Below are 20,510 nucleotides of genomic sequence, written 5' to 3'. Positions count from 1 at the left end.
ACTCAGTCCGCTGAGTCCGTGGTCTCCGCCGTCTCTATCGACGGCGACGAGTCTGAGGGCGGCGCTCGTGGCGGCGTCACCGCTCCCAAAGGCCGGCCGACCCCGAAGCGCAGCGCTGCGGCCAAGCGTCGCGGCCCGGTGGCGCCGGCCCCGATGACCTCCGCGGAGGCCCGGGCCCGGCGCAAGTCGCTGGCCGGCCCGAAACTGAGCAAGGAAGAGCGCCGGATCGCAAAGGCCGAGCGCCGTGAGCGGATGGCCGACCGCCGGGAACGGATGCTGTCCGGCGACGAGGCGGCGCTGCTGGAACGCGACCGCGGCCCGGTGCGCCGGTACGTTCGCGACATCGTCGACGCCCGCTACAACCTGTTGGGCCTGTTCATGCCGGTCGCGCTCGGCCTGATGTTCATCATGATGGCGGTCCCGCAGGTCCAGTACTACATTTCGCCGGCGATGATGCTGCTGATGGTCTTGATGGCCGTCGACGGGGTGTTGGTTGCCCGCAAGGCCGGCCGGATGGCCGACGCCAAGTTCCCCGACAATGTCGAAAGCCGTTGGAAGCTGGGGCTCTACGCCGCCAGCCGCGCATCCACGCTGCGCCGCATGCGGGCACCGCGCCCGCAGGTGCGGCGCGGCGAACGCCTCGACTGAGCCCGAATCGGGGCCGACAACCTTGGAATCCGTGAATTTCCCACCGGTCAGCCCACCCGATGCCGCGGCGGCAGCAGCCGCCCGGGCACGGCAGGACTCACTGACGAAACCGGCGGGTTCACTGGGCCGACTGGAGGCCCTCTCGGTGTGGGCGGCGGCCTGCCAGGGACAGTGTCCGCCACGACAGTTCGAGCGCGTCCGGGTTGTGGTGTTCGCCGGCGATCACGGCGTAACCCGGGGACGGGTGTCTGCCTACCCCCCGGAGGTGACGGCCCAGATGGTCGCCAACATCGACCGTGGCGGCGCGGCCATCAACGCGCTGGCCGCGATCGGCGGAGCCGGGGTACGGGTGGTGGACATGGCCGTCGATGACGGTGCGACCGACTCCCCCGCGGTGTCGACAGCGGCCGGTCCCTACAAGGTTCGGCGTGGCAGCGGTGACATCACAAGCGAGGACGCCCTGACCGCCGAGGAGACCCTGGCCGCGGTCGAGGCCGGCCGGCGCATCGCCGACGAGGAAGTCGACGGTGGCGCAGATCTGCTCATCCCCGGCGATATGGGGATCGGAAACACCACCGTCGCAGCCACATTGATTGCCGCGCTGACCGGCGCCGAACCTTCCGACGTGGTCGGCCACGGGACGGGCATCGATGACGCCGGCTGGTCACGCAAGACCGCGGCGGTGCGCGACGCCCTCTTTCGGTCCCGGCCGCAGCACGCCGACCCGCTTGCGCTGCTGCGCTGCTGCGGTGGCGCCGACTTCGCGGCGTTGACGGGGTTCTGCGCCCAGGCCGCGGTGCGGCGCACCCCGGTGCTGCTCGACGGCCTGGCGTCGACGGCTGCTGCCCTGGTGGCCGACCGGTTGGCTCCTGGAGCCCGGGCCTGGTGGCAGGCCGGGCATCGTTCGCCAGAGCCGGCCCATGCCCTGGCCTGCGCGGCGCTGGGCCTGCAGCCGATCCTCGACCTGCAGATGCGGTTGGGCGAAGGCACCGGCGCCGCGGTGGCGTTGCCGGTCCTGCGCGCCGCGGTCGCGGCATTGACGTCCATGTCGACGTTCGCCGAGGCCGGCGTCAGCGACCGGTCATCGTGATCGCTTCCCTGGCAGCGTCTTTCGCTTTCGGAACGATTCTTCCCGTTCCCACTGACCGACCGCCGGGCCGCGGGGCGATGACCGCGTTCCCGGTGGTCGGCGCCGCTCTCGGCGCGCTGGCCGCGGCCGTGGTGTGGGCCGGTGGCTACGCCTTCGGCCCGGGCAGCCCGGTGACCGGCCTACTGGCCGTGGCGGCGCTGCTGACCGCCACTCGTGGCCTGCACATCGACGGGGTGGCCGACACGGCCGATGGCTTGGGGTGCGCCCGGCCCGCTCCGCAGGCGCTGCAGGTGATGCACGAGGGGTCGACCGGCCCATTCGGGGTCATCGCGGTGGTGTTGGTAATCGGCTTGCAGGCATCGACCTTCCCGATGCTGGCGGCCGGGCAGATCGTGCTCGCGGTCTGCGCGGGCCGGGTGGCCGCGGTGTGGGCCTGCCGGCGCTCGGTGCCTGCCGCCCCCGGAAGCACGCTGGGCGCCACGGTGGCCGGCAGCCAGCCGCCGCCGGTAGCGGCCGCTTGGGTAGCGGCATTGTTCGCCGGGGCGATACCTGTCGGCGCGGCGCCGTGGCATGGGCCGGCTGCCGTCACACTGGCCCTGATTTGTGCCGCTATGCTGGTAAAACGCTGTGTGCGCCGCTTCGGTGGCATCACCGGCGATGTGCTTGGCGCCGTCATCGAGTGGACGACAACGCTGGCCGCGGTCGCGCTCGCCGCTCTGACCAGCGGTTGACCATCGCCTCGTTTTCGCATCCTTTCCGGACTTACGGACATTTCTCCGAAGCAATGTGTTACACCCAAATGGTCTTTGTAAGAATTCCGGCGACCATTAGCATTGCGGTCCGGGGAGGAAAACTGGATGACGCGCCATCAGAGCTACAGCAAGCGGAGTCGGGAATCACGCAAGGCGATGAACGACAGCACCGCTGACGACGACGTTGACGACGACTACTCCGACTGTTGCGACCGCATAGCTGAGGAGTGGCCACCGGTGGCCGATGAGCTCAACCGGCCGTCAGATCCCGTGAGCTGAACTCCGGCTCAGTCCAGCCGAGCCATCCACCCGTGAGTGTCGGCGAAGGTGCCGCGCTGGATTCCGGTCAAAGTGTCGCGCAGCGCCATGGTGACCTCACCGGGCTCGCCGTCGGCGATGGTGAACTCACCGTCCGCGGATTTGACCTGCGACACCGGGGTGATGACCGCAGCCGTCCCGCAGGCGAACACCTCGGTGATCTCGCCCGAAGCGGCCTTCTTCTGCCATTCACTGACATCGATCTTGCGTTCTTCGACACTGAAACCAGCATCAGTGGCCAACTGCAGCAACGAATCCCGTGTGATGCCGGGCAGCAGAGAGCCGGACAGCTCCGGAGTGACCAGGCGCGCAGAGCCACCGGTGCCGAACACGAAGAACAGGTTCATCCCGCCCATCTCTTCGACGTAGCGCCGCTCGGCCGCATCCAGCCACACCACCTGATCGCAGCCGTTGTCGGCGGCCTGCGCCTGGGCGACCAGCGACGCGGCGTAGTTACCGCCGAACTTGGCGGCGCCGGTACCGCCGGGACAGGCCCGCACGTACTCCGTCGACAGCCAGACACTGACCGGCTTGATACCGCCCTTGAAGTACGCCCCGGCCGGTGAGCCCATCACCAGGCAGCGGTACTCGTTGGCCGGGCGGACCCCCAGCCCCGGCTCGGTGGCGAAGACGAACGGGCGCAGGTACAGCGACTCCTCGCCGCCCGCCGCCGGCACCCAGGAGCCGTCCACGGCAATCAGCTGCCGCAGCGACTCGATGAACAGATCGTCGGGCAGCTCCGGGATGGCCAGCCGACGCGACGACGCCCGCATCCGGGCAGCGTTTGCCTCGGGCCGGAACGAGACGATCGATCCATCGGTCCACCGGTAGGCCTTGAGTCCTTCGAAGACTTCTTGCGCGTAGTGCAGGACGATGGCCGACGGGTCCAGTTCGATGGGCCCGTACGGGATGACCCGCGCATTGTGCCAACCCGCGTCCACCGTGTAGTCGATCGACACCATGTGGTCGGTGTGGTATTTGCCGAAACCCGGCTCCGCCAAAATGGATTCGCGCACCTCGTCGGGCGTCGGACTTGCGGTGACCGACACGTGGAAATCGAGGAGGCTGCTCGTCATGCAGCGATTGTATAACCGGTGCGCTAGCGGGTTTTTGCCGTGACGAACGGCGGCGACACCACCTCGCATTCCACGGCGCGGCCACGCACGTCGACATCCAGCCGTCCACCATCTTCAACACCCGCATCTACGTCGATCAGTGCCAGCGCGATGCCGGCCTTCAGCGTCGGCGAGAATGTGCCCGACGTGGTGACCCCGACCCGGCGGTCGCCGTCGAGGACGGCCAGGTCGGCACGCAACACTCCCCGACCCGTGGCGCGCAGGCCGCGCAGCAGCCGCGCGGGCCCGGCAGCCTTCTCCGCCAGCAGCGCGTCGCGGCCGAAGAACGATTCCTTCTTCCAGCCGATCGCCCAGCCACAGCGGGCCTGCAGCGGCGAGATGCTCGGCGACAGTTCATGCCCGTGCAGCGCGTAGCCCATCTCGGTGCGCAGGGTGTCGCGGGCTCCCAGGCCGGCCGGCTCACCGCCGATCGGCCGCACCGCCTCCACCAGTGCGTCGAACACCACTCCCGCCGAATCCCACTCCGGCAGCAGCTCGTAGCCGTGTTCACCGGTGTAGCCGGACCGACACACCCGTACCGGCACGCCGTCGTAGGAAGCATCGGCGAACGCCATGTAGTCCATCTCGGTCGGCAGGCCAAGACCCGCCACCACCTCGGCCGATCGCGGACCCTGTACCGCGAGCACGGCGCGAGAACGGTGCTCGTCGGTGATCGTCACTCCGGCCGGCGCCGCGTCCTGCAGCACGGCCACCACGGCCGCGGTGTTGGCGGCGTTGGGCACCAGAAATATCTCGTCGTCGGAGATGTAGTAGGCGATCAGGTCGTCGATGACGCCACCGGATTCGTTGCAGCACAACGTGTATTGGGCCTGTCCGGGCACGATTCTGGCCAGGTCGTTGGTGAGCGTCGCGTTGACGAAGGCCGCCGCGCCCGGGCCGCGAACGGTCGCCTTGCCCAGGTGGCTGACGTCGAACAGGCCCACGCTGGCGCGGGTCGCGTTGTGCTCGGCGACGGTGCCGGCGTAAGACACCGGCATCAGCCACCCGCCGAACTCGGCGAAGCTGGCGCCCAGGGCGCGGTGACGGTCTTCCAGGGGTCCGTGTTGCAGTTCGCTCACGTCAAGCCACCCTAATCGGGTTGCAGATTGAGAACATCTGGGTGCCACGAACGTCGGTACCTGGCGGCATGCGACCACTCTCAGCACGGTTACAGGCGTGCGCTCGATACGACGCCCGACGCACAGCCGCCATAGCGGCTTCGGAGCGCGAAGATCCCCGCCGGATCCTGGGGTCCGTCAGGGAAAACTGATGACAGGCGCAAGGCCCGGAAGATTCGCGGATGCAGCATGAACCTCAAAATCAGCTCGACGCCTCAGCTCATGCGTAATAGAATCGCAGCCCGACCACATGTTATTCATATGGTCGACGATCACTTATTGGGGGGATGTAACGATGGATGGACGCAGAAACACCGGCCCAAGCCTGCGACGCGCTCCGGTAGCGGCTGCGGCGGCGATCATGGCGGGAGTGATGCTCACGCCCCTTGCCAGCGCCTCGCCCGCGGTAAGCCCACCGCAGGTCTGGAGCACTCCGGTGAGCCTGACCGCGTTGCCGGACGCCAGCGAAGTGGCGCAAGCAGTGGACGCGCTGGCAAAAACTCTCCACTGGATCTACGTCGACGCCGGGTACCCCGGAACAACGCCGGCGGACACCCACGACCTTGCCGAGACAATCGTGCTGAACGCCTATAACTACGGCTACACGACAGACCAGCTGATCAACATCGTCAACACCGGCGGGCCGCAGAACATTCTTTTGGAGCTGCACGATTACTCGCCTACGTCCGTATTCGAGTATTACGACGACTATTTCACCCGGTGGGTTGGCTATTTCCCCAACGCCCACCTACCTAACCCGGACGACTCGGTGCCCCTGCCCGACCTCGAAGATGAGATCGGCCAGAGCGGCGGCCCCGGGATGTATTCCGAAGCCGCAGACCACTTCGGGATCTTGTATCCGCTCGTCCGAGACATCGGGACCTTCCTCCACACCCTTCCCGACGATCCGATCCTGGGCAGCGGGGCACTGGGATTCTTCAGCTGGGGAGTCACGACGGGCTGGGACTTCATGATGTACGGCTACTACGGAATGATCGGACTCGACCAACAGCCGATCGACGCGCAGTTGGACGGGGATCTCAACGCCCTCATCGGCCTCGTATCTCCCGTAGCCGCGATCGAAGACGCCGTAGCTTTCTTCGACCACACCGGCGACCTCTTCAACGGCACCATGACCGCCGAGGGATTCGGAGAATGGTCCGGAGAGTTCATCGCGATATTGCTGTCCGTCCTCTAGTCCGCCGTGTGACAAGCCGGCTCCTGGCGGCGCCTCTCGGCAACGTGCCCCGCTGACCGGCCAAGGGCTGGCACACTTGGCGACGCGGCGGATTCGGCGGATTTCGAGGCCCTGCAGGCTGCCGGTATCGCTGACGCCCGTGAGCGTGCCGGCCTGGTCGAATACCTCCACGGCCTCGGGTTCACCACCGAAGAGATGGTCGACGCCGAGCGCCGGGGCCGGTTGTTCGGTCTGGCCGGCGACGCGGTCGGGCGTTCCGGCCCGCCTGACTACACGTTGCGCACCGCCGCCGAGGCGTTGGGCGTGCCAGTCGACGACGTCGCGCAGGCCTGGCGGATGCTCGGGCTCAGCGTTCCCAGCCCGGACACGCCTGCGCTGAGCCAGGCCGACGTGGACGGGCTGGCCACCTGGGTTCAGATGCGGTCCTACCTCGGCGAACCGGTCGACGGCTTCCTACGAGTGCTGGGCGCGACGATGGCGCGCCTGGCCGAGGCCGAGTCGTCGATGATCCGGCTCAGCGCGCCCGACATGTGGTTGGGCCATACCCGCGACGAACTGCGCACCGCCCGGGCCTGGCGTTCGGTCGCCGAATACATCCCGCGCATCGGCGCGATGATCGACGCCGTCCACCGCCAGCACCAGGTCAGCCACCGCACCTTTCTCGAGGGGCTGGCCGGCGGGCCGGCGGCCAGCCTGATGTGCGGTGTCGGGTTCGCCGATCTGACCGGTTTCACCGCGCTGACACAGGTCCTCACGTCCGCGGAGCTGGCCACGCTGCTCACCGATTTCGCCGGCACCGTCGCCGACGTCGTGCATTGCGACGGCGGGCGGGTGGTCAAGTTCATCGGCGACGCGGTGATGTGGGTGAGCGCGACCGGGGATCTGCTGGCGCGGGCCGCGATCGACCTTGTCGACCATCCCAAGGCCCGCAAAGCCGGACTGCAGGTACGCGCCGGGGTGGCCTACGGCGAGATGCTGGCGATCAACGGCGACTACTTCGGCACCCCGGTCAATCTGGCCGCGCGCCTGGTGGATGCGGCCGTACCCGGCCAGGTGCTGGCGTCGACTTGCGTCCGCGAAGAGCTGCCCGACTGGCCGGCCACCCTTCAGGAACCGTTGACGCTCAAGGGTTTCGACGAGCCCGTCCCGGCATACCAATTGCACCCGAACCCCGATCGTTAGGGTGTGCTTGTGAGCACCGAACCCGGATACCCCGCCCCGTCCGTCACCGTCGCCGCCTCGCTGCCCTCGAACACCGATGAGGCCGTGCTGATCGTGCCGGTCGTATCGGCCGGTGACGAGTCTGAATCCACCGCGTCGGTCGCCACGATCGAGCCGCCGCTGCCCGCCGAGGCGGTCGCCGAGATCGAGGCGGGACTGCGCGCACTGGGCGCCAAGGGCGGCAGTGATCAGGTGCACCGGCTGGTGGTGGCGTCACTGCCGGTGGCCAGCGTGGTGACCGTCGGGCTCGGCAAGCCGCGCGATTCCTGGCCGGCCGACACCGTTCGCCGGGCCGCCGGAAATGCGGCGCGTTCCCTGAACGGCACCGCCACGGTGATCAGTGCGCTGAGCGGGCTGCCCGGTGACGGGACGCTTGCCGCCAGTGTCGAGGGACTGCTGCTGGGCGGCTACCGCTTCACCGCGTTCCGCAGCGAGAAGACCGCCCCCAAGGAACCGGGTCTGCGGGCGGTGACCGTGCTGTCCACCGCCGCCGACGCCGCGGCGCAGGCGGCTCGCGGCGCCGACATCGCGGCCGCGGTGGCCACCGCCCGCGACTTCGTCAACACCCCGCCCAGTCACCTGTTTCCGGCCGAATTCGCCGACCGCGCGAAGGCGCTGGGCGAGTCGGCCGGCCTGGAGGTCGAGGTGCTCGACGAGCAGGCGCTCGCCGAGGCCGGCTACGGCGGAGTGATCGGTGTAGGTCAGGGCTCCTCACGCCCGCCGCGTCTGGTGCGGTTGATCCACCGCGGATCACGCCTGCTCGACGACCCGGACGGCGCCAAGAAGGTGGCGCTGGTCGGCAAGGGCATCACGTTCGACACCGGTGGTATTTCGATCAAGCCGGCCGCTTCGATGCATCACATGACCTCCGACATGGGCGGGGCGGCTGCGGTGATCGCGACCGTGGTGCTGGCCGCCCGCCGCGGCCTGCCGATCGACGTGACCGCGACCGTGCCGATGGCCGAGAACATGCCATCGTCCACCGCGCAGCGCCCGGGCGATGTGCTCACCCAGTACGGCGGCATCACCGTCGAGGTGCTCAATACCGATGCCGAGGGCCGGCTGATCCTGGCCGACGCGATCGTGCGGGCCTGCGAGGACAACCCGGACTATCTCATCGAGACCTCGACGCTGACCGGCGCGCAGACCGTGGCACTGGGCGCGCGCATTCCCGGCGTGATGGGCTCGGACGAGTTCCGCGATCGGGTGGCATCCATCTCGCAGGCCGTCGGCGAGAACGGCTGGCCGATGCCGCTGCCCGACGAGCTAAAAGAGGAGCTGAAGTCGACGGTGGCCGACCTGGCCAACGTCAGTGGTCAGCGTTTCGCCGGGATGCTGGTCGCCGGGGTATACCTGCGCGAGTTCGTCGCCGACGGCGTCGACTGGGTGCACATCGACGTGGCAGGACCGGCCTACAACTCCGGCGGCGCCTGGGGCTACACCGGCAAGGGCGGCACCGGGGTGCCGACGCGCACCATGTTCGCGGTACTGGAAGACATCGCCGCGAAGGGATGACCGACGGCGGGCGTCAGGCGTTCCCGTCGGCGCTCTCGGCCTTCTGCACCGGGCTGGGCGGCCTCTCGGGGTTTTCGACGCCCCGCTGAAACGACAGCGCCGTACTGAGCACCAACATCAACACGGCGAACACGGCAACCCAGAACCAGGATTCTGTCGAGTCCAGATGGGACGCCACATCGGTTTTCGGCAGCGCCGCCATCGAGCGCACGATCGCCGCGATGATCACCACAGTGCTCAAGTACGGGAATGCGGTACGGATGCGGCCCGCCATAGGCCCGATCGGTGATTCACTGCGCCGTCGCGCCCGTCCGAGGAACCACCCGATCGCACAGACCACCGCGATGGCAACCGTGATGGGCACCGACAGTCGGTTGGCGTCGTCCCACAGCGGCTGCAACGGCTGATGCGTCTGCTGGTCACCGAGCGAGAGCGCCAGGTCCGTCAGCGTCGCCTCTACGAAGAACACCGCAATCGGCGGAACCAGGACCGCCACGATGAAGACGCAATGTCTGATCAGCGTGCCGGCGCTGCCCGACACGAACTGCACGACGGCGTACAGCAGAATGTAGAGCGAGGCCACAAATGATATGCCGCCCAACAGTTCTGCGGATGCGGCTCGACCGCTGCCGAGCGCACAGCCCTGTTCGCCGGCCAGCAGACTGTATTGCACCGCCGTCAGGAACAGCCCCAGGAATGCGTTCATCAGCGCGACCCCGGTGAGGGTCTCGTGCTCGACCTCGCGCAGGTCCGGCGAATGCCCGTCGCTACGACGCCGATACGCACGATCGAGCACCAGATTGATGACGACGAACGCGAAACCGGCCAGCAAACCGGCTAGTTGGGCATAGTTGCGGGCCACGAGGGATACGTCGAAGCCGGTCCACAGCTCACAGGCTGCAGCGATCTGCTCAGCGGGCACGCGCGAGATATTAGTGACGCTTCGGCGGTCGCAGTAGCGCTTTGGCGGACTATGCAATGCGCCATACCCGACGGCGTCGAGGGCCGTTCGACCGACACCTCGATGTGTGCCGACGACGACGCAATGACAGGATGGTTTTCGACAGTCCACCTGGGCACCGCCCTCGCCTCACCACTGACGTGGTATCCAGGAAACGACGTGCAGCGACCGATCGAGCGAGGAGTCAACAACGATGGCCTTCTCAGTCCAGATGCCCGCCCTCGGTGAGAGCGTCACCGAAGGAACGGTGACCCGCTGGCTCAAGCAGGAAGGCGACACCGTCGAGGTCGACGAGCCGCTCCTGGAGGTCTCCACCGACAAGGTCGACACCGAGATCCCGTCACCGGTGGCCGGTGTGTTGACCAAGATCATCGCCGGCGAGGACACCACGGTCGAGGTCGGCGGTGAGCTGGCCTTGATCGGCGAGGCCGGTGAGAGCAGCGACGCCCCGTCGGCTCCCGCGGCACCGGCGGCCGAGGCTGCGCCCGCGCCGGCCGAGCCGGCTCCCGCGGCCGAAGCACCGGCCCCGGCTGCCCCCGCGCCCGCGGCGGCACCCGCTGCCCAACAGGCACCCGCCGGAGACGGCACCCCGGTGCTGATGCCCGAGTTGGGTGAGTCGGTCACCGAAGGCACCGTGACGCGCTGGCTCAAGCAGGTCGGCGACACCGTCGAGGTCGACGAGCCGCTGGTGGAGGTCTCCACCGACAAGGTCGACACCGAGATCCCCTCTCCGGTGGCCGGCACCCTGCTGTCGATCACCGCCGATGAAGACACCACCGTCGAGGTCGGCGGTGAACTGGCCAGGATTGGTTCGGGCGCCCCGGCGGCCCCCGCAGCCGCACCGGCTCCCACGCCCGCGCCCGCGGCTCCCGCGCCCGCCCCTGCGGCTCCGGCACCTGCGCCCGAGCCTGCTCCCGCTGCGCCGGCACCCGCTCCGCAGGCCAAGCCCGAATCCGCCCCGGCACCGGCACCCGCCGCCGCGCCCGCTCCGGCGCAGCCCGCTGCTGCTGACGACCCGGCCGGCGACGCCGCACGGTATGTGACGCCGTTGGTGCGCAAGCTCGCCGCGGACAAGAACGTCGACCTGAGCCGCGTCACCGGCACCGGAGTCGGCGGTCGAATCCGAAAGCAGGACGTCCTGGCCTTCGCCGAGAAGCAGGCCGAACCGCAGCAGGCGCCCGCGGCTCCGGCCGCCCCACGCCCGGCTGCTGCGGCCCCCGCCTCGGCGCTGGCGCACCTGCGTGGCACGACCGCCAAGGCCAGCCGGATCCGTCAGATCACCGCCAAGAAGACCCGCGAATCCCTGCAGGCCACGGCCCAGCTCACCCAGACCCACGAGGTCGACATGACCAAGATCGTGGCGCTGCGGGCCAGGGCGAAGGCGGACTTCGCCGAGCGCGAGGGTGTCAACCTGACCTACCTTCCGTTCATCGCCCGCGCGGTGATCGACGCCCTCAAGGCACATCCGAATGTCAACGCCAGCTACAACGAGGACGCCGGCGAGATCACCTACTACGACGCCGAGCACCTCGGATTCGCGGTGGACACCGAACAGGGTCTGCTGTCCCCCGTCGTCCACAACGCCGGTGATCTGTCGCTGGCCGGCCTCGCGCGGGCCATCGCCGACATCGCCGCTCGGGCACGCTCGGGCAACCTCAAGCCCGACGAACTGTCGGGGGGCACCTTCACGATCACCAACATCGGCAGCCAGGGTGCACTGTTCGACACCCCCATCCTGGTTCCGCCGCAGGCCGCCATGCTCGGCACCGGCGCCATCGTCAAACGGCCGCGGGTCATCGTCGACGAAGCCGGCAACGAGTCGATCGGTGTGCGTTCGGTCTCCTACCTGCCGCTGACCTACGACCACCGTTTGATCGACGGTGCCGACGCCGGCCGGTTCGTGACCACGATCAAGAACCGACTCGAAGAAGGTGCATTCGAGGCGGACCTGGGTCTCTAACGGCGCCGGGGGCTTTTCCGAAGAGCTGCAAGAGGATTCAGCTGTGAGCAACCCCACCGTCGCGATCGCCGGCTCGTCCGGGCTGATCGGCTCGGCTCTGGTCTCGGCGTTGCGCGCCGACAATCACCAGGTGCTGCGGATCGTGCGGCGGGCACCGGTCAATGCCGGTGAGCTGCAGTGGGATCCCGAAGCCGGTCTGATCGACGTGGGCGCACTGGCCGGGGTCGACGCCGTGGTCAATCTGTGCGGCGTCGGCGTCGGCGACCGCCGCTGGTCGGGGGCGTTCAAGCAGAGCCTGCGCGACAGCCGGATCGCCCCGACCGAGGTGCTGTCGGCCGCGGTGGCCGAGGCCGGCGTACCGGTGCTGGTCAATGCCAGCGGGGTCGGCTATTACGGCGACACCGGTAACCGCATCGTCGACGAGTCCGCCTCGGCGGGAAGCGATTTCCTGGCCCAGCTCGCCGAGGACTGGGAAGGCGCAACCGCGTCCGCCCAAGCTTCGGGCGCCCGCGTGGTACTGGCCCGCACCGGCATCGTGCTGTCGCGGTCAGGCGGCGCCCTGGGCCGGTTGCGCCCGCTGTTCTCGCTGGGACTCGGCGCCCGGATCGGCAATGGCCGGCAGTACATGTCGTGGATCAGCCTGGAGGACGAGGTGCGGGCGCTGCTCTTCGCGATCTCGCGTGACACGCTGTCGGGCCCGGTGAACCTGACCGGGCCCGCGCCGGTGACCAACGCTGAGTTCACCGCCGCGTTGGGACGTGCCGTCAATCGCCCGACCCCGCTGCTGCTACCCGGCTTCGCGGTCCGTGCCGGGCTCGGCGAGTTCGCCGACAGCCTCCTCACCGGCCAGCGGGCCATTCCCGCCGTGTTGGAGCAGGCCGGTTTCCGGTTTGCCCACCACACCGTCGGTGAGGCCCTGGCCTACGCCACCTCCCGACCGACCCCGCTGTAGCAACCCGGCGCCGAGTAGCCTGCGAACATGGTGTCCATCCGCTCTAGTGCCGCGCCGATCGAGGTGCGGCAGCTGGGTACCGTCGACTATGGCGACGCCTGGCAACTGCAACGCGAGCTGGCCGACGCCAGGGCAGCCGGCGGCCCGGACACCCTGCTGATGTTGGAGCATCCCCCGGTCTATACCGCCGGACGGCGCACCGAGCCGCAGGAGCGCCCGATGGACGGCACCCCGGTGGTCGACACCGACCGGGGCGGCAAGATCACCTGGCACGGCCCGGGCCAGCTCGTGGGATACCCGGTGATCGGCCTCGCCGAACCTTTGGACGTGGTGAATTACGTTCGACGCCTTGAAGAATCACTTATCGAGGTATGTAACACCTTGGGTCTCAACACGGTTCGGATAGACGGCAGGTCCGGAGTGTGGCTGCCGCCGGGCGGCGGGCGGCCGGCCCGCAAGGTCGCCGCGATCGGTGTCCGAGTGGCGCGCGCCACCACCTTGCACGGGTTCGCGCTCAATTGTGATTGTGATCTCAGTGCGTTCGGCTCGATTGTGCCGTGCGGGATCACCGACGCGGGGGTGACATCTCTGTCGGCGGAGCTGGGCTTTGTGACCGGCGTCGAGGACGTTCGGCAGGCGGTGGCCAACGCGGTCGTCGATGCTCTCGACGGCGTGCTGCCGGTGCGCGAGCATCCCGGTCCGCGCGTAACATCGACCAGGTGAGTGCCGCCCCGGAAGGCCGTAGGTTAAGCCGTGCCGAAGCACGCAACGCTGAAACTCCGATCGAACGCAAACCCCCGTGGATCAAGACCCGCGCCCGCATGGGCCCGAGCTACACCCAGCTCAAGGTTCTGGTCAAGCAGGAAAAGCTCCACACGGTGTGCGAGGAGGCGGGCTGCCCCAACATCTACGAGTGTTGGGAAGACCGGGAGGCCACCTTCCTGATCGGCGGCGAGGTCTGCACCCGCAACTGTTCGTTCTGTCTGATCAAGTCGGGTAAGCCGCCGGAGTTGGACCGCGACGAGCCGCGCCGGGTCGCCGAGAGCGTGCAGTCCATGGGCCTGCGGTATTCGACGGTCACCGGTGTCGCCCGCGACGATCTGCCCGATCAGGGATCGTGGCTCTACGCCGAGACGGTGCGTGCCATCAAGGCCCTCAACCCGTCCACGGGTGTCGAACTGTTGATCCCCGACTTCGGCGGACGGCCCGACCTCTTGGGCGAAGTGTTCGAATCACGCCCGGAAGTGCTGGCGCACAACGTCGAAACCGTGCCGCGCATCTTCAGATTGATCCGGCCCGGCTTCAGCTACGAGCGCAGCCTTGACGTGCTGACCCAGGCCCGTGACGCCGGATTGGTGGCCAAGAGCAACCTCATCCTGGGCATGGGCGAGACCGCCGAAGAGATCCGAGCGGCACTGGCCGACCTCTACGACGCCGGCGCCGAACTGGTCACCATCACCCAGTACCTGCGCCCCACCGAGCGGCACCACCCGATCGACCGATGGGTCAAACCCGAGGAGTTCGTCGAGCACGCCCGCTATGCCGAGGAGCTGGGCTTCGCCGGAGTGATGTCCGGGCCGCTGGTGCGCTCGTCGTATCGGGCCGGGCGGCTCTACCAGCAGGCGCTGGAAAACCGGGCGCGCCGCGAACAGGCCCCCGCCACCGCCCACGGCTGACTGACGCCCCGGCTGGCGGTAAGCCCCGCTGGGTATCCTTGGTGACTATGCCCAGACCGCGCACCACCACCGAGAACAAGGCTGCCCGGGCGGAAGCGAAAGCCGCCCGCAAGGCCGCCAGCAAGCAGCGCCGCACCCAGCTGTGGCAGGCCTTCCAGCTGCAGCGCAAAGAGGACAAGCGGCTGGTCCCCTACATGGTCGGCGCCTTCGTACTGGTGGCCGGGGTGACGACGGCCCTGGCGCTCAACGGCGGCACGTTCGCCAAGGTGACGACGATTCCGCTCGGCCTGGTGCTCGGCGGCTTGGTGGCATTCATCATCTTCGGCCGGCGCGCGCAACGATCGGTCTACCTCAAGGCCGAGGGGCAGGCCGGCGCTGCGGCGTGGGCGCTGGACAACCTGCGTGGCAAGTGGCGGGTGACCCCGGGGGTGTCCGCCACCGGCCAGCTCGACGCCGTGCATCGGGTGATCGGGCGGCCGGGCATCATCTTCGTCGCCGAGGGTTCGCCCGCCCGGCTCAAGCCTCTGCTGGCTCAGGAGAAGAAGCGCACCGCCCGGCTGGTGGGTGACGTGCCGATCTATGACGTGGTGGTGGGCGCCGGCGACGGTGAGGTTCCGCTGGCCAAGCTGGAGCGTTACCTGACCAAGCTGCCGGCCAACATCACGACGAAGCAGATGGAGTCGCTGGAGTCGCGGCTGGCCGCGCTGGGTTCGCGGACCGGAACCGCGGCCATGCCCAAGGGCCCGCTGCCCGGCGGCGCGAAGGTGCGTGGCGTTCAGCGCGCGGTGCGCCGGCGCTAGCTGGCCGCCAGAAATTCAGCGGCTGCGCACCACGGCGGTTGCGGTGGCCCGGTCCTGCAGGCCACGGCCGTCGGCGTCGGCGAACAACGCCGGGACCACCAGCGCGATCAGCAATCCGCGGATCGCGGCGCGACCGACACCCACGCCCAGGCCTGGGCCGTCGATGGGGACCACTCGCAGCCCGCAGGCGTACTGGCCCGGTGTGAAACCGAACAGCCGCACCGAGGCCACCCCGAGGACCAGCCAGATCCCGAGCACCACGGTGGCCAGATACTCGGGGGTTACCACGCCCGCTGCCACGCCCAGTCCGGCCAGTCCGTAGCCCACCAGCCAGTCGAGGGCCAGGGCCACCATGCGGCGCCCCATCGGAGCCAGGGATCCGGGGCCGCTGGGCGGCAAACCCAGGCCCTGTCCCGGGGCGTTGTCGGGGCGGCTGGGTCCGGCAGACTCCGGCCCGGACAGCCACGAGGAGAACGTGCGGCTCATGGCCCCTACGATAGGCGGGCGGCGAATCCGACCCGGCGTCGCAGGGTCCAGCCGCGATTGCGTAACGTCAGCACCGGCAACCTCAGCGTCCGACCGGGGCGACCAGCGGAGGAGAACACTTCTGTGACCGACAAGACGGCCGACGACATTCTCAAGCTCGTCGCCGATGAGAACGTGGAGTACGTCGACATCCAGTTCTGTGACTTGCCCGGTCAGATGCAACATCTGTCGATCCCCGCGTCCACGCTGGACGCGAGCGTCTTCGAAGACGGGCTGGCCTTCGACGGATCCTCGATCCGCGGCTTCCAGTCCATCCACGAGTCCGACATGATGCTGCTCCCCGACTTCTCCACCGCCCAGATCGATCCGTTCCGGGCCGCCAAGACGTTGAACCTCAACTTCTTCGTCCACGACCCGTTCACCCGCGAGCCGTACTCACGCGACCCGCGCAACGTTGCCCGCAAGGCCGAGAACTACCTCACCAGCACTGGCATCGCCGACACCGCCTACTTCGGCGCCGAAGCCGAGTTCTACATCTTCGACTCGGTGCGCTTCGACTCGCAGATGAACGGCACCTTCTACGAGGTGGACTCGGATTCAGGCTGGTGGAACACCGGCTCGCCGACCGAGGCCGACGGACGGGCCAACCGCGGATACAAGACCCGCCCCAAGGGCGGCTACTTCCCCGTCGCCCCCAACGACCAGTACGTCGACCTGCGCGACACCATGACCACCAACCTGGCTAACGCCGGCTTCACCCTGGAGCGCGGCCACCACGAATGTGGCTCCGGCGGGCAGGCGGAGATCAACTACAAGTTCAACACCCTGCTGCACGCCGCTGACGACGTCATGTTGTTCAAATACATCATCAAGAACACCGCCTGGGCCAACGGCAAGACCGTCACGTTCATGCCCAAACCCCTGTTCGGTGACAACGGCTCCGGCATGCACGTCCACCTGTCGCTGTGGAAGGGCGGCCAGCCGCTGTTCTACGACGAGGCCGGCTATGCCGGACTGTCCGACACCGCGCGCCACTGCATCGGCGGCATCCTGCACCACGCGCCGTCGCTGCTGGCGTTCACCAACCCCACCATCAACTCGTTCAAGCGCCTGGTGCCGCACTACGAGGCGCCGATCAACCTGGTCTACAGCCAGCGCAACCGTTCGGCCTGCGTGCGTATCCCGATCACCGGCACCAACCCCAAGGCCAAGCGGCTGGAGTTCCGTTGCCCGGACTCCTCCAGCAACCCCTACCTGGCGTTCGCAGCCATGTTGATGGCCGGCATCGACGGGATCAAGAACAAGATCGAGCCAGCTGCCCCGGTCGACAAGGACCTCTACGAGCTGCCGCCGGATGAGGCCGCCGACATCCCGCAGGCGCCCACCACGCTGGCCGAGGTGATGGACAACCTCGAGGCCGACCACGAATACCTCACCGAGGGTGGCGTATTCACCCCCGACCTCATCGAGAACTGGATCCGCTACAAGCGCGACCACGAGATCACCCCGATCAGCGTGCGGCCGCACCCGTACGAGTTCGCGCTGTACTACGACTGCTGAGGTCTGACGCACCTAAGGTAACGTCGCCGTCTTCGGCTGGTGACCCAGTGGCGGCCAGCGAGAGCGATCCGTTAGAGCGAGAAGTCGAAGAGCTCTGCCGTGGGCATGACGTCGTCGAGGAAGCTTCCGATCCACACGATGGGCATCGACGCGATCGCGGCCGGGATCGTCTCGGAGAAGGTGATTCCGAGCATCTGGAATGAAGCAGTGACGGCGCCCGGGACCGATCCGTCCTCGATCGCGCTGTCGAATGCGTTGGCGGCATTGAGCATCGACTCGCTGGCATCCGCCCACTGCTGGTTGAGCGGCGCGAAGAACAGTTGATCCACCAGCGACGATATTGAACCGGAATGCGCGAGGATCGCGGACTCGGCCGGCGCAAGCCTGTCGTCCACGATGAACACAACCCTGTCCAGGATGTCTGGAATGCGCTGCGCCGTCTCGACGGCTGAGAGCAATGTGCCGGACAGCTCCGAGGTATCGATGCCGGCGATGACATCTTTCGCATCAAAGAAATTCGTGCTGGCGATGATCAGCAGATCAGTCGAGTCGGCGCCCCCGCCAGCAGCTGCGACACCGGCAAGCTGATCAGCCGCACCGGCGTGGGCGCCGCCCAACCCGACCGTCAGCGCCACCGCTACGGCCCCACCGACCAAGCCAGCTCCGACTCCGATACGACGGACATCACCAGAAATCTGCATTGCCCTCTTCCTCCCCGAACCACGCCGCCGTCCGCAGCGGCAACATGAATATTACTGAAGAAAAACCATAACAAATAGCTAGAAACATGTCCTGTTCAGCGCATTTCTGGAATCAGCCCGTTGGGTCGTTATCCCCAGTTGGGGGTTGATCCACAGGCTGGCCTTCCCAGGGCTGTCTTCGGACGTGGCTGTCGGGGGTGGTTTTTAGCGTCGGGGTATGGCAACGGTGTTGGGTGCGGTGGCGGCGCGGGAGCAGGTCTGCGCTGCACTCGATGCCATTGACGCCGCCCAGGCGGTGTTGCGGGCGACCCCGACGGATCTGGTGGGCAACACCTTTCGCATCGATATCGCCGACCGCTTGGAGACCCAGGAACGCATCAATCGCGGGTTGATGTATCGGATTTTCGGCGAACTCGCCGACCCGCCCGATGGGTGCGGTTCGATCGCCGCAGCACGGACCGCCCTATGGAAACGGCTGCGGATCACCCCCCGCGAGATCACCCGCCGCTGCCGCCTGGCCGCCCGCATCCGACCCCGACGCTCCCTGACCGGAGCCGTTTTGCCTCCTGAACTCCCGGCCCTAGCCAGCGCAGTGGCCGCCGGCTCTATTGGGGAAGACCACATCCGCGCGATCTGCCAAGCCGTCGACGTCCTACCCACCTCAGTAGCCCCACCCCAGATCAGTGCGGCCGAAGCCGCCCTGGTCTCCCACGCCACCGCAGTCGACGCCGGGGTGCTCACCAAAATCGGGCAACGCATCGCCGATCACCTCAACCCCGACGGCCTATTCAGCGACCACGACCGCGCACGCCGCCGCAGCCTGACACTGGGCCGCCAAGGCCCCGACGGCATGTCCAAACTCACCGGACTCCTCGACCCCCAAACCCGCGCCTACTTCGAAGCCATCGCCGCCGCGGTACGCCCCGGACGCCACCAGCCCGATCCCAGCGACCCCGCCGCCGGTGATGACCGCACCGCCGCGCAGCGCTGCCACGACGCCCTGCGCCTAGCCCTATCCACCGCCATCGGCTCGGGCAAACTCGGCACCCACCGCGGCCACCCCGTCACCGTCGTCATCACCACCACCCTCGCCGAACTCAACCAAGCCGCCCACGCCGCCGCCGACCCCACCATCGCCATGCCACCGCCGGCACTGACCGGCGGCGGATCCCGACTACCGATGCGCGACCTGATCACCATGGCCGCCCAAGCGATTCACTACCTGGCCGTCTTCGACGACCACACCAAACGCCCGCTCTACCTCGGCCGACAAAAACGCATCGCCACCGCCGATCAACGCCTCATCTGCCACGCCCGCGACCGCGGCTGCACCCGACCAAACTGCCTGGAACCGGGCTACCACTGCGAAGTGCACCACTCCCAACCCTGGGCACACGGCGGCCACACCAACGCCGACGAACTGTTCTTCGCCTGCGGCTGCGACCACACCGACACCACCGACGGCCACCAACAAACCATCCCCACCACCACCGGACGCCTCGCCTGGACCGACGGAACCGGACCACCCCAAATCAACCACGCCCACCACCCCGAAGAACTCCTCCAAGGCGACCCAGACCCACCCGGCGACGAAGCCGCCTAGCCGCAAATTGCCCTCGCAATAACGGCTATTCGGCTCTGCTGCCGATCGCCGACCTGGTCAATGCCCTGCTGACCACCCTGCCGGCCTACAACGTGAGTCTGTTCGCCCAGGAGATCGCCTCCGGCGACCTGCTCGATGCCCTGACGATGCCGCTGGCGGCTGACGTCGGGCGCGCTCCTGCCGTCACTCGAGCCCGTCGCGGGCCCAGGACGGCGTGATGAAAACCCCCTCGGCCTCCACGGTGACCCCGTTGGCGTCGGCGATATGGCCGCGGGCATAGGTTTTCACGCCGTCCTTGCGGTAGATCGAGGCTTCGGCGTGCAACGGCCCCAGGGGCGTACCGCGCAGGTACTTCACCGTGATCGTGCCGGTGTAGCGCGGTTTGGTCAGGCCGTCGCTGGCGGCCTCACCGAGCACATGGTCGAGGACCAGCGCGCTGACCCCGCCGTGGACCAGCGACGGCGGGCCCTCGTAGGCAGCGCCCAGGTAAAAGTCGCTCCAGCAGTGCCCGTTCTCCCCGTGCTGGATCACCAGCGGCGGAGCGATCGGGTTACGCAGACCCACCACGGCGTTACCCCACGCCAGCGGCCGTCCGTCGACGACATAGCGCAGTCCCGGTGAGTCGCTGAGGGTTCCGCCACGAAGCCGCTCGGTCAGCTCCTGCACCTGAGCAGTCACCTCGCGAGCCGTGGCCTCGTCGGCCTGGGTGCGGATGGTGGCGTCGATCAGGTCGCGGACCGCCTGAGCCAGTGGTCCGTAGCGCTCTACCAGTTGCCCACTCTCGTCCGCGCTGATCGTCGGCACGTTCGAGCGAGCCCTGAAATCCACCACCGAGG

General features: G+C 68.1%; 20 protein-coding genes. 14 read left to right on the top strand and 6 right to left on the bottom strand.

Annotated features, from left to right (window positions below):
- Window positions 1-18 precede the first annotated feature (18 nt).
- The 4 genes from MJO54_RS09570 to MJO54_RS09555 all read left to right on the top strand — a co-directional run bounded on the left by MJO54_RS09570 (window position 19) and on the right by MJO54_RS09555 (window position 2,769).
- Window positions 19-648: a DUF3043 domain-containing protein gene (locus MJO54_RS09570; protein WP_396878857.1), complete on the top strand. Its 630-nt coding sequence runs from the start codon at window positions 19-21 to the stop codon at window positions 646-648.
- Between the two features lie 31 nt (window positions 649-679).
- Window positions 680-1,738 (top strand): nicotinate-nucleotide--dimethylbenzimidazole phosphoribosyltransferase, encoded by a 1,059-nt coding sequence (cobT, locus tag MJO54_RS09565; RefSeq protein WP_240175853.1) that lies wholly within the window; start codon window positions 680-682, stop codon window positions 1,736-1,738.
- On the top strand, window positions 1,735-2,469 hold the full coding sequence (locus tag MJO54_RS09560; RefSeq protein ID WP_240175852.1) for an adenosylcobinamide-GDP ribazoletransferase: 735 nt from the start codon (window positions 1,735-1,737) through the stop codon (window positions 2,467-2,469). The genes cobT and MJO54_RS09560 overlap by 4 nt, the downstream gene beginning before the upstream one ends.
- 126 nt (window positions 2,470-2,595) lie before the next feature.
- Complete coding sequence (locus MJO54_RS09555) at window positions 2,596-2,769, top strand: hypothetical protein (protein ID WP_165604542.1); 174 nt, start codon at window positions 2,596-2,598, stop codon at window positions 2,767-2,769.
- A gap of 8 nt (window positions 2,770-2,777) precedes the next feature.
- Here MJO54_RS09555 and MJO54_RS09550 read toward each other — a convergent pair whose 3' ends face one another.
- Both MJO54_RS09550 and gcvT read right to left on the bottom strand, forming a co-directional pair.
- Entirely contained in the window at window positions 2,778-3,884 is a 1,107-nt protein-coding gene (locus tag MJO54_RS09550; protein WP_046283749.1) for a branched-chain amino acid aminotransferase, read from the bottom strand.
- A gap of 23 nt (window positions 3,885-3,907) precedes the next feature.
- The gene (gene gcvT, locus MJO54_RS09545) at window positions 3,908-5,002 is read right to left on the bottom strand and encodes a glycine cleavage system aminomethyltransferase GcvT (protein WP_240175851.1); all 1,095 of its coding nucleotides are present in this window, start codon (window positions 5,000-5,002) and stop codon (window positions 3,908-3,910) included.
- Window positions 5,003-5,336: 334 nt separating this feature from the next.
- Here gcvT and MJO54_RS09540 point away from each other — a divergent pair, with 334 nt between their 5' ends.
- The 3 genes from MJO54_RS09540 to MJO54_RS09530 all read left to right on the top strand — a co-directional run bounded on the left by MJO54_RS09540 (window position 5,337) and on the right by MJO54_RS09530 (window position 8,975).
- Entirely contained in the window at window positions 5,337-6,239 is a 903-nt protein-coding gene (locus MJO54_RS09540) for a hypothetical protein (protein WP_131812782.1), read from the top strand.
- A 111-nt stretch (window positions 6,240-6,350) separates the two neighbouring features.
- Complete coding sequence (locus MJO54_RS09535; protein ID WP_240175960.1) at window positions 6,351-7,421, top strand: adenylate/guanylate cyclase domain-containing protein; 1,071 nt, start codon at window positions 6,351-6,353, stop codon at window positions 7,419-7,421.
- Window positions 7,422-7,430: 9 nt separating this feature from the next.
- Window positions 7,431-8,975: a leucyl aminopeptidase gene (locus MJO54_RS09530; RefSeq protein WP_046285207.1), complete on the top strand. Its 1,545-nt coding sequence runs from the start codon at window positions 7,431-7,433 to the stop codon at window positions 8,973-8,975.
- A 13-nt stretch (window positions 8,976-8,988) separates the two neighbouring features.
- On the opposite strand, the gene MJO54_RS09525 is transcribed toward MJO54_RS09530, so the two are convergent.
- The gene (locus MJO54_RS09525) at window positions 8,989-9,897 is read right to left on the bottom strand and encodes a hypothetical protein (protein ID WP_046285208.1); all 909 of its coding nucleotides are present in this window, start codon (window positions 9,895-9,897) and stop codon (window positions 8,989-8,991) included.
- Window positions 9,898-10,129: 232 nt separating this feature from the next.
- On the opposite strand from MJO54_RS09525, the gene sucB reads away from it, so the two are divergent.
- The 5 genes from sucB to MJO54_RS09500 are packed head-to-tail and all read left to right on the top strand — an operon-like array spanning window position 10,130 to window position 15,324.
- A complete protein-coding gene (gene sucB / locus MJO54_RS09520) occupies window positions 10,130-11,896 on the top strand; it encodes a 2-oxoglutarate dehydrogenase, E2 component, dihydrolipoamide succinyltransferase (RefSeq protein WP_240175850.1) in 1,767 nt (588 codons plus the stop codon).
- 43 nt (window positions 11,897-11,939) lie between these two features.
- On the top strand, window positions 11,940-12,848 hold the full coding sequence (locus tag MJO54_RS09515; RefSeq protein ID WP_240175849.1) for a TIGR01777 family oxidoreductase: 909 nt from the start codon (window positions 11,940-11,942) through the stop codon (window positions 12,846-12,848).
- A gap of 27 nt (window positions 12,849-12,875) precedes the next feature.
- Entirely contained in the window at window positions 12,876-13,571 is a 696-nt protein-coding gene (lipB, locus tag MJO54_RS09510; protein ID WP_046285211.1) for a lipoyl(octanoyl) transferase LipB, read from the top strand.
- Window positions 13,568-14,524, top strand: a complete 957-nt coding sequence (locus MJO54_RS09505; protein WP_082957196.1) for a lipoyl synthase — start codon at window positions 13,568-13,570, stop codon at window positions 14,522-14,524. The genes lipB and MJO54_RS09505 overlap by 4 nt, the downstream gene beginning before the upstream one ends.
- A 47-nt stretch (window positions 14,525-14,571) precedes the next feature.
- Window positions 14,572-15,324 carry a DUF4191 domain-containing protein gene (locus MJO54_RS09500; RefSeq protein ID WP_046285213.1) on the top strand — a complete coding sequence of 251 codons (753 nt, stop codon included), beginning with the start codon at window positions 14,572-14,574 and terminating at the stop codon, window positions 15,322-15,324.
- Window positions 15,325-15,339: 15 nt separating this feature from the next.
- On the opposite strand, the gene MJO54_RS09495 is transcribed toward MJO54_RS09500, so the two are convergent.
- Window positions 15,340-15,810, bottom strand: a complete 471-nt coding sequence (locus MJO54_RS09495; RefSeq protein ID WP_046285214.1) for an RDD family protein — start codon at window positions 15,808-15,810, stop codon at window positions 15,340-15,342.
- A 123-nt stretch (window positions 15,811-15,933) separates the two neighbouring features.
- Between MJO54_RS09495 and glnA the strand changes: the two genes are divergently transcribed.
- Window positions 15,934-17,370: a type I glutamate--ammonia ligase gene (gene glnA / locus MJO54_RS09490; protein ID WP_046285215.1), complete on the top strand. Its 1,437-nt coding sequence runs from the start codon at window positions 15,934-15,936 to the stop codon at window positions 17,368-17,370.
- 71 nt (window positions 17,371-17,441) lie between these two features.
- Here glnA and MJO54_RS09485 read toward each other — a convergent pair whose 3' ends face one another.
- Entirely contained in the window at window positions 17,442-18,071 is a 630-nt protein-coding gene (locus tag MJO54_RS09485) for a hypothetical protein (protein ID WP_240175848.1), read from the bottom strand.
- Window positions 18,072-18,288: 217 nt separating this feature from the next.
- Here MJO54_RS09485 and MJO54_RS09480 point away from each other — a divergent pair, with 217 nt between their 5' ends.
- On the top strand, window positions 18,289-19,674 hold the full coding sequence (locus tag MJO54_RS09480; protein WP_240175847.1) for an HNH endonuclease signature motif containing protein: 1,386 nt from the start codon (window positions 18,289-18,291) through the stop codon (window positions 19,672-19,674).
- A 183-nt stretch (window positions 19,675-19,857) separates the two neighbouring features.
- On the opposite strand, the gene MJO54_RS09475 is transcribed toward MJO54_RS09480, so the two are convergent.
- Entirely contained in the window at window positions 19,858-20,505 is a 648-nt protein-coding gene (locus tag MJO54_RS09475) for a PaaI family thioesterase (protein ID WP_046285217.1), read from the bottom strand.
- Between the last annotated feature and the right edge of the window lie 5 nt (window positions 20,506-20,510).

It is taken from the genome of Mycolicibacter virginiensis (assembly GCF_022374935.2).
GTDB lineage: Bacteria > Actinomycetota > Actinomycetes > Mycobacteriales > Mycobacteriaceae > Mycobacterium > Mycobacterium virginiense.
Note: the sequence above shows the minus strand (reverse complement) of the source record. Positions and strands in the feature narration are given on the sequence as shown.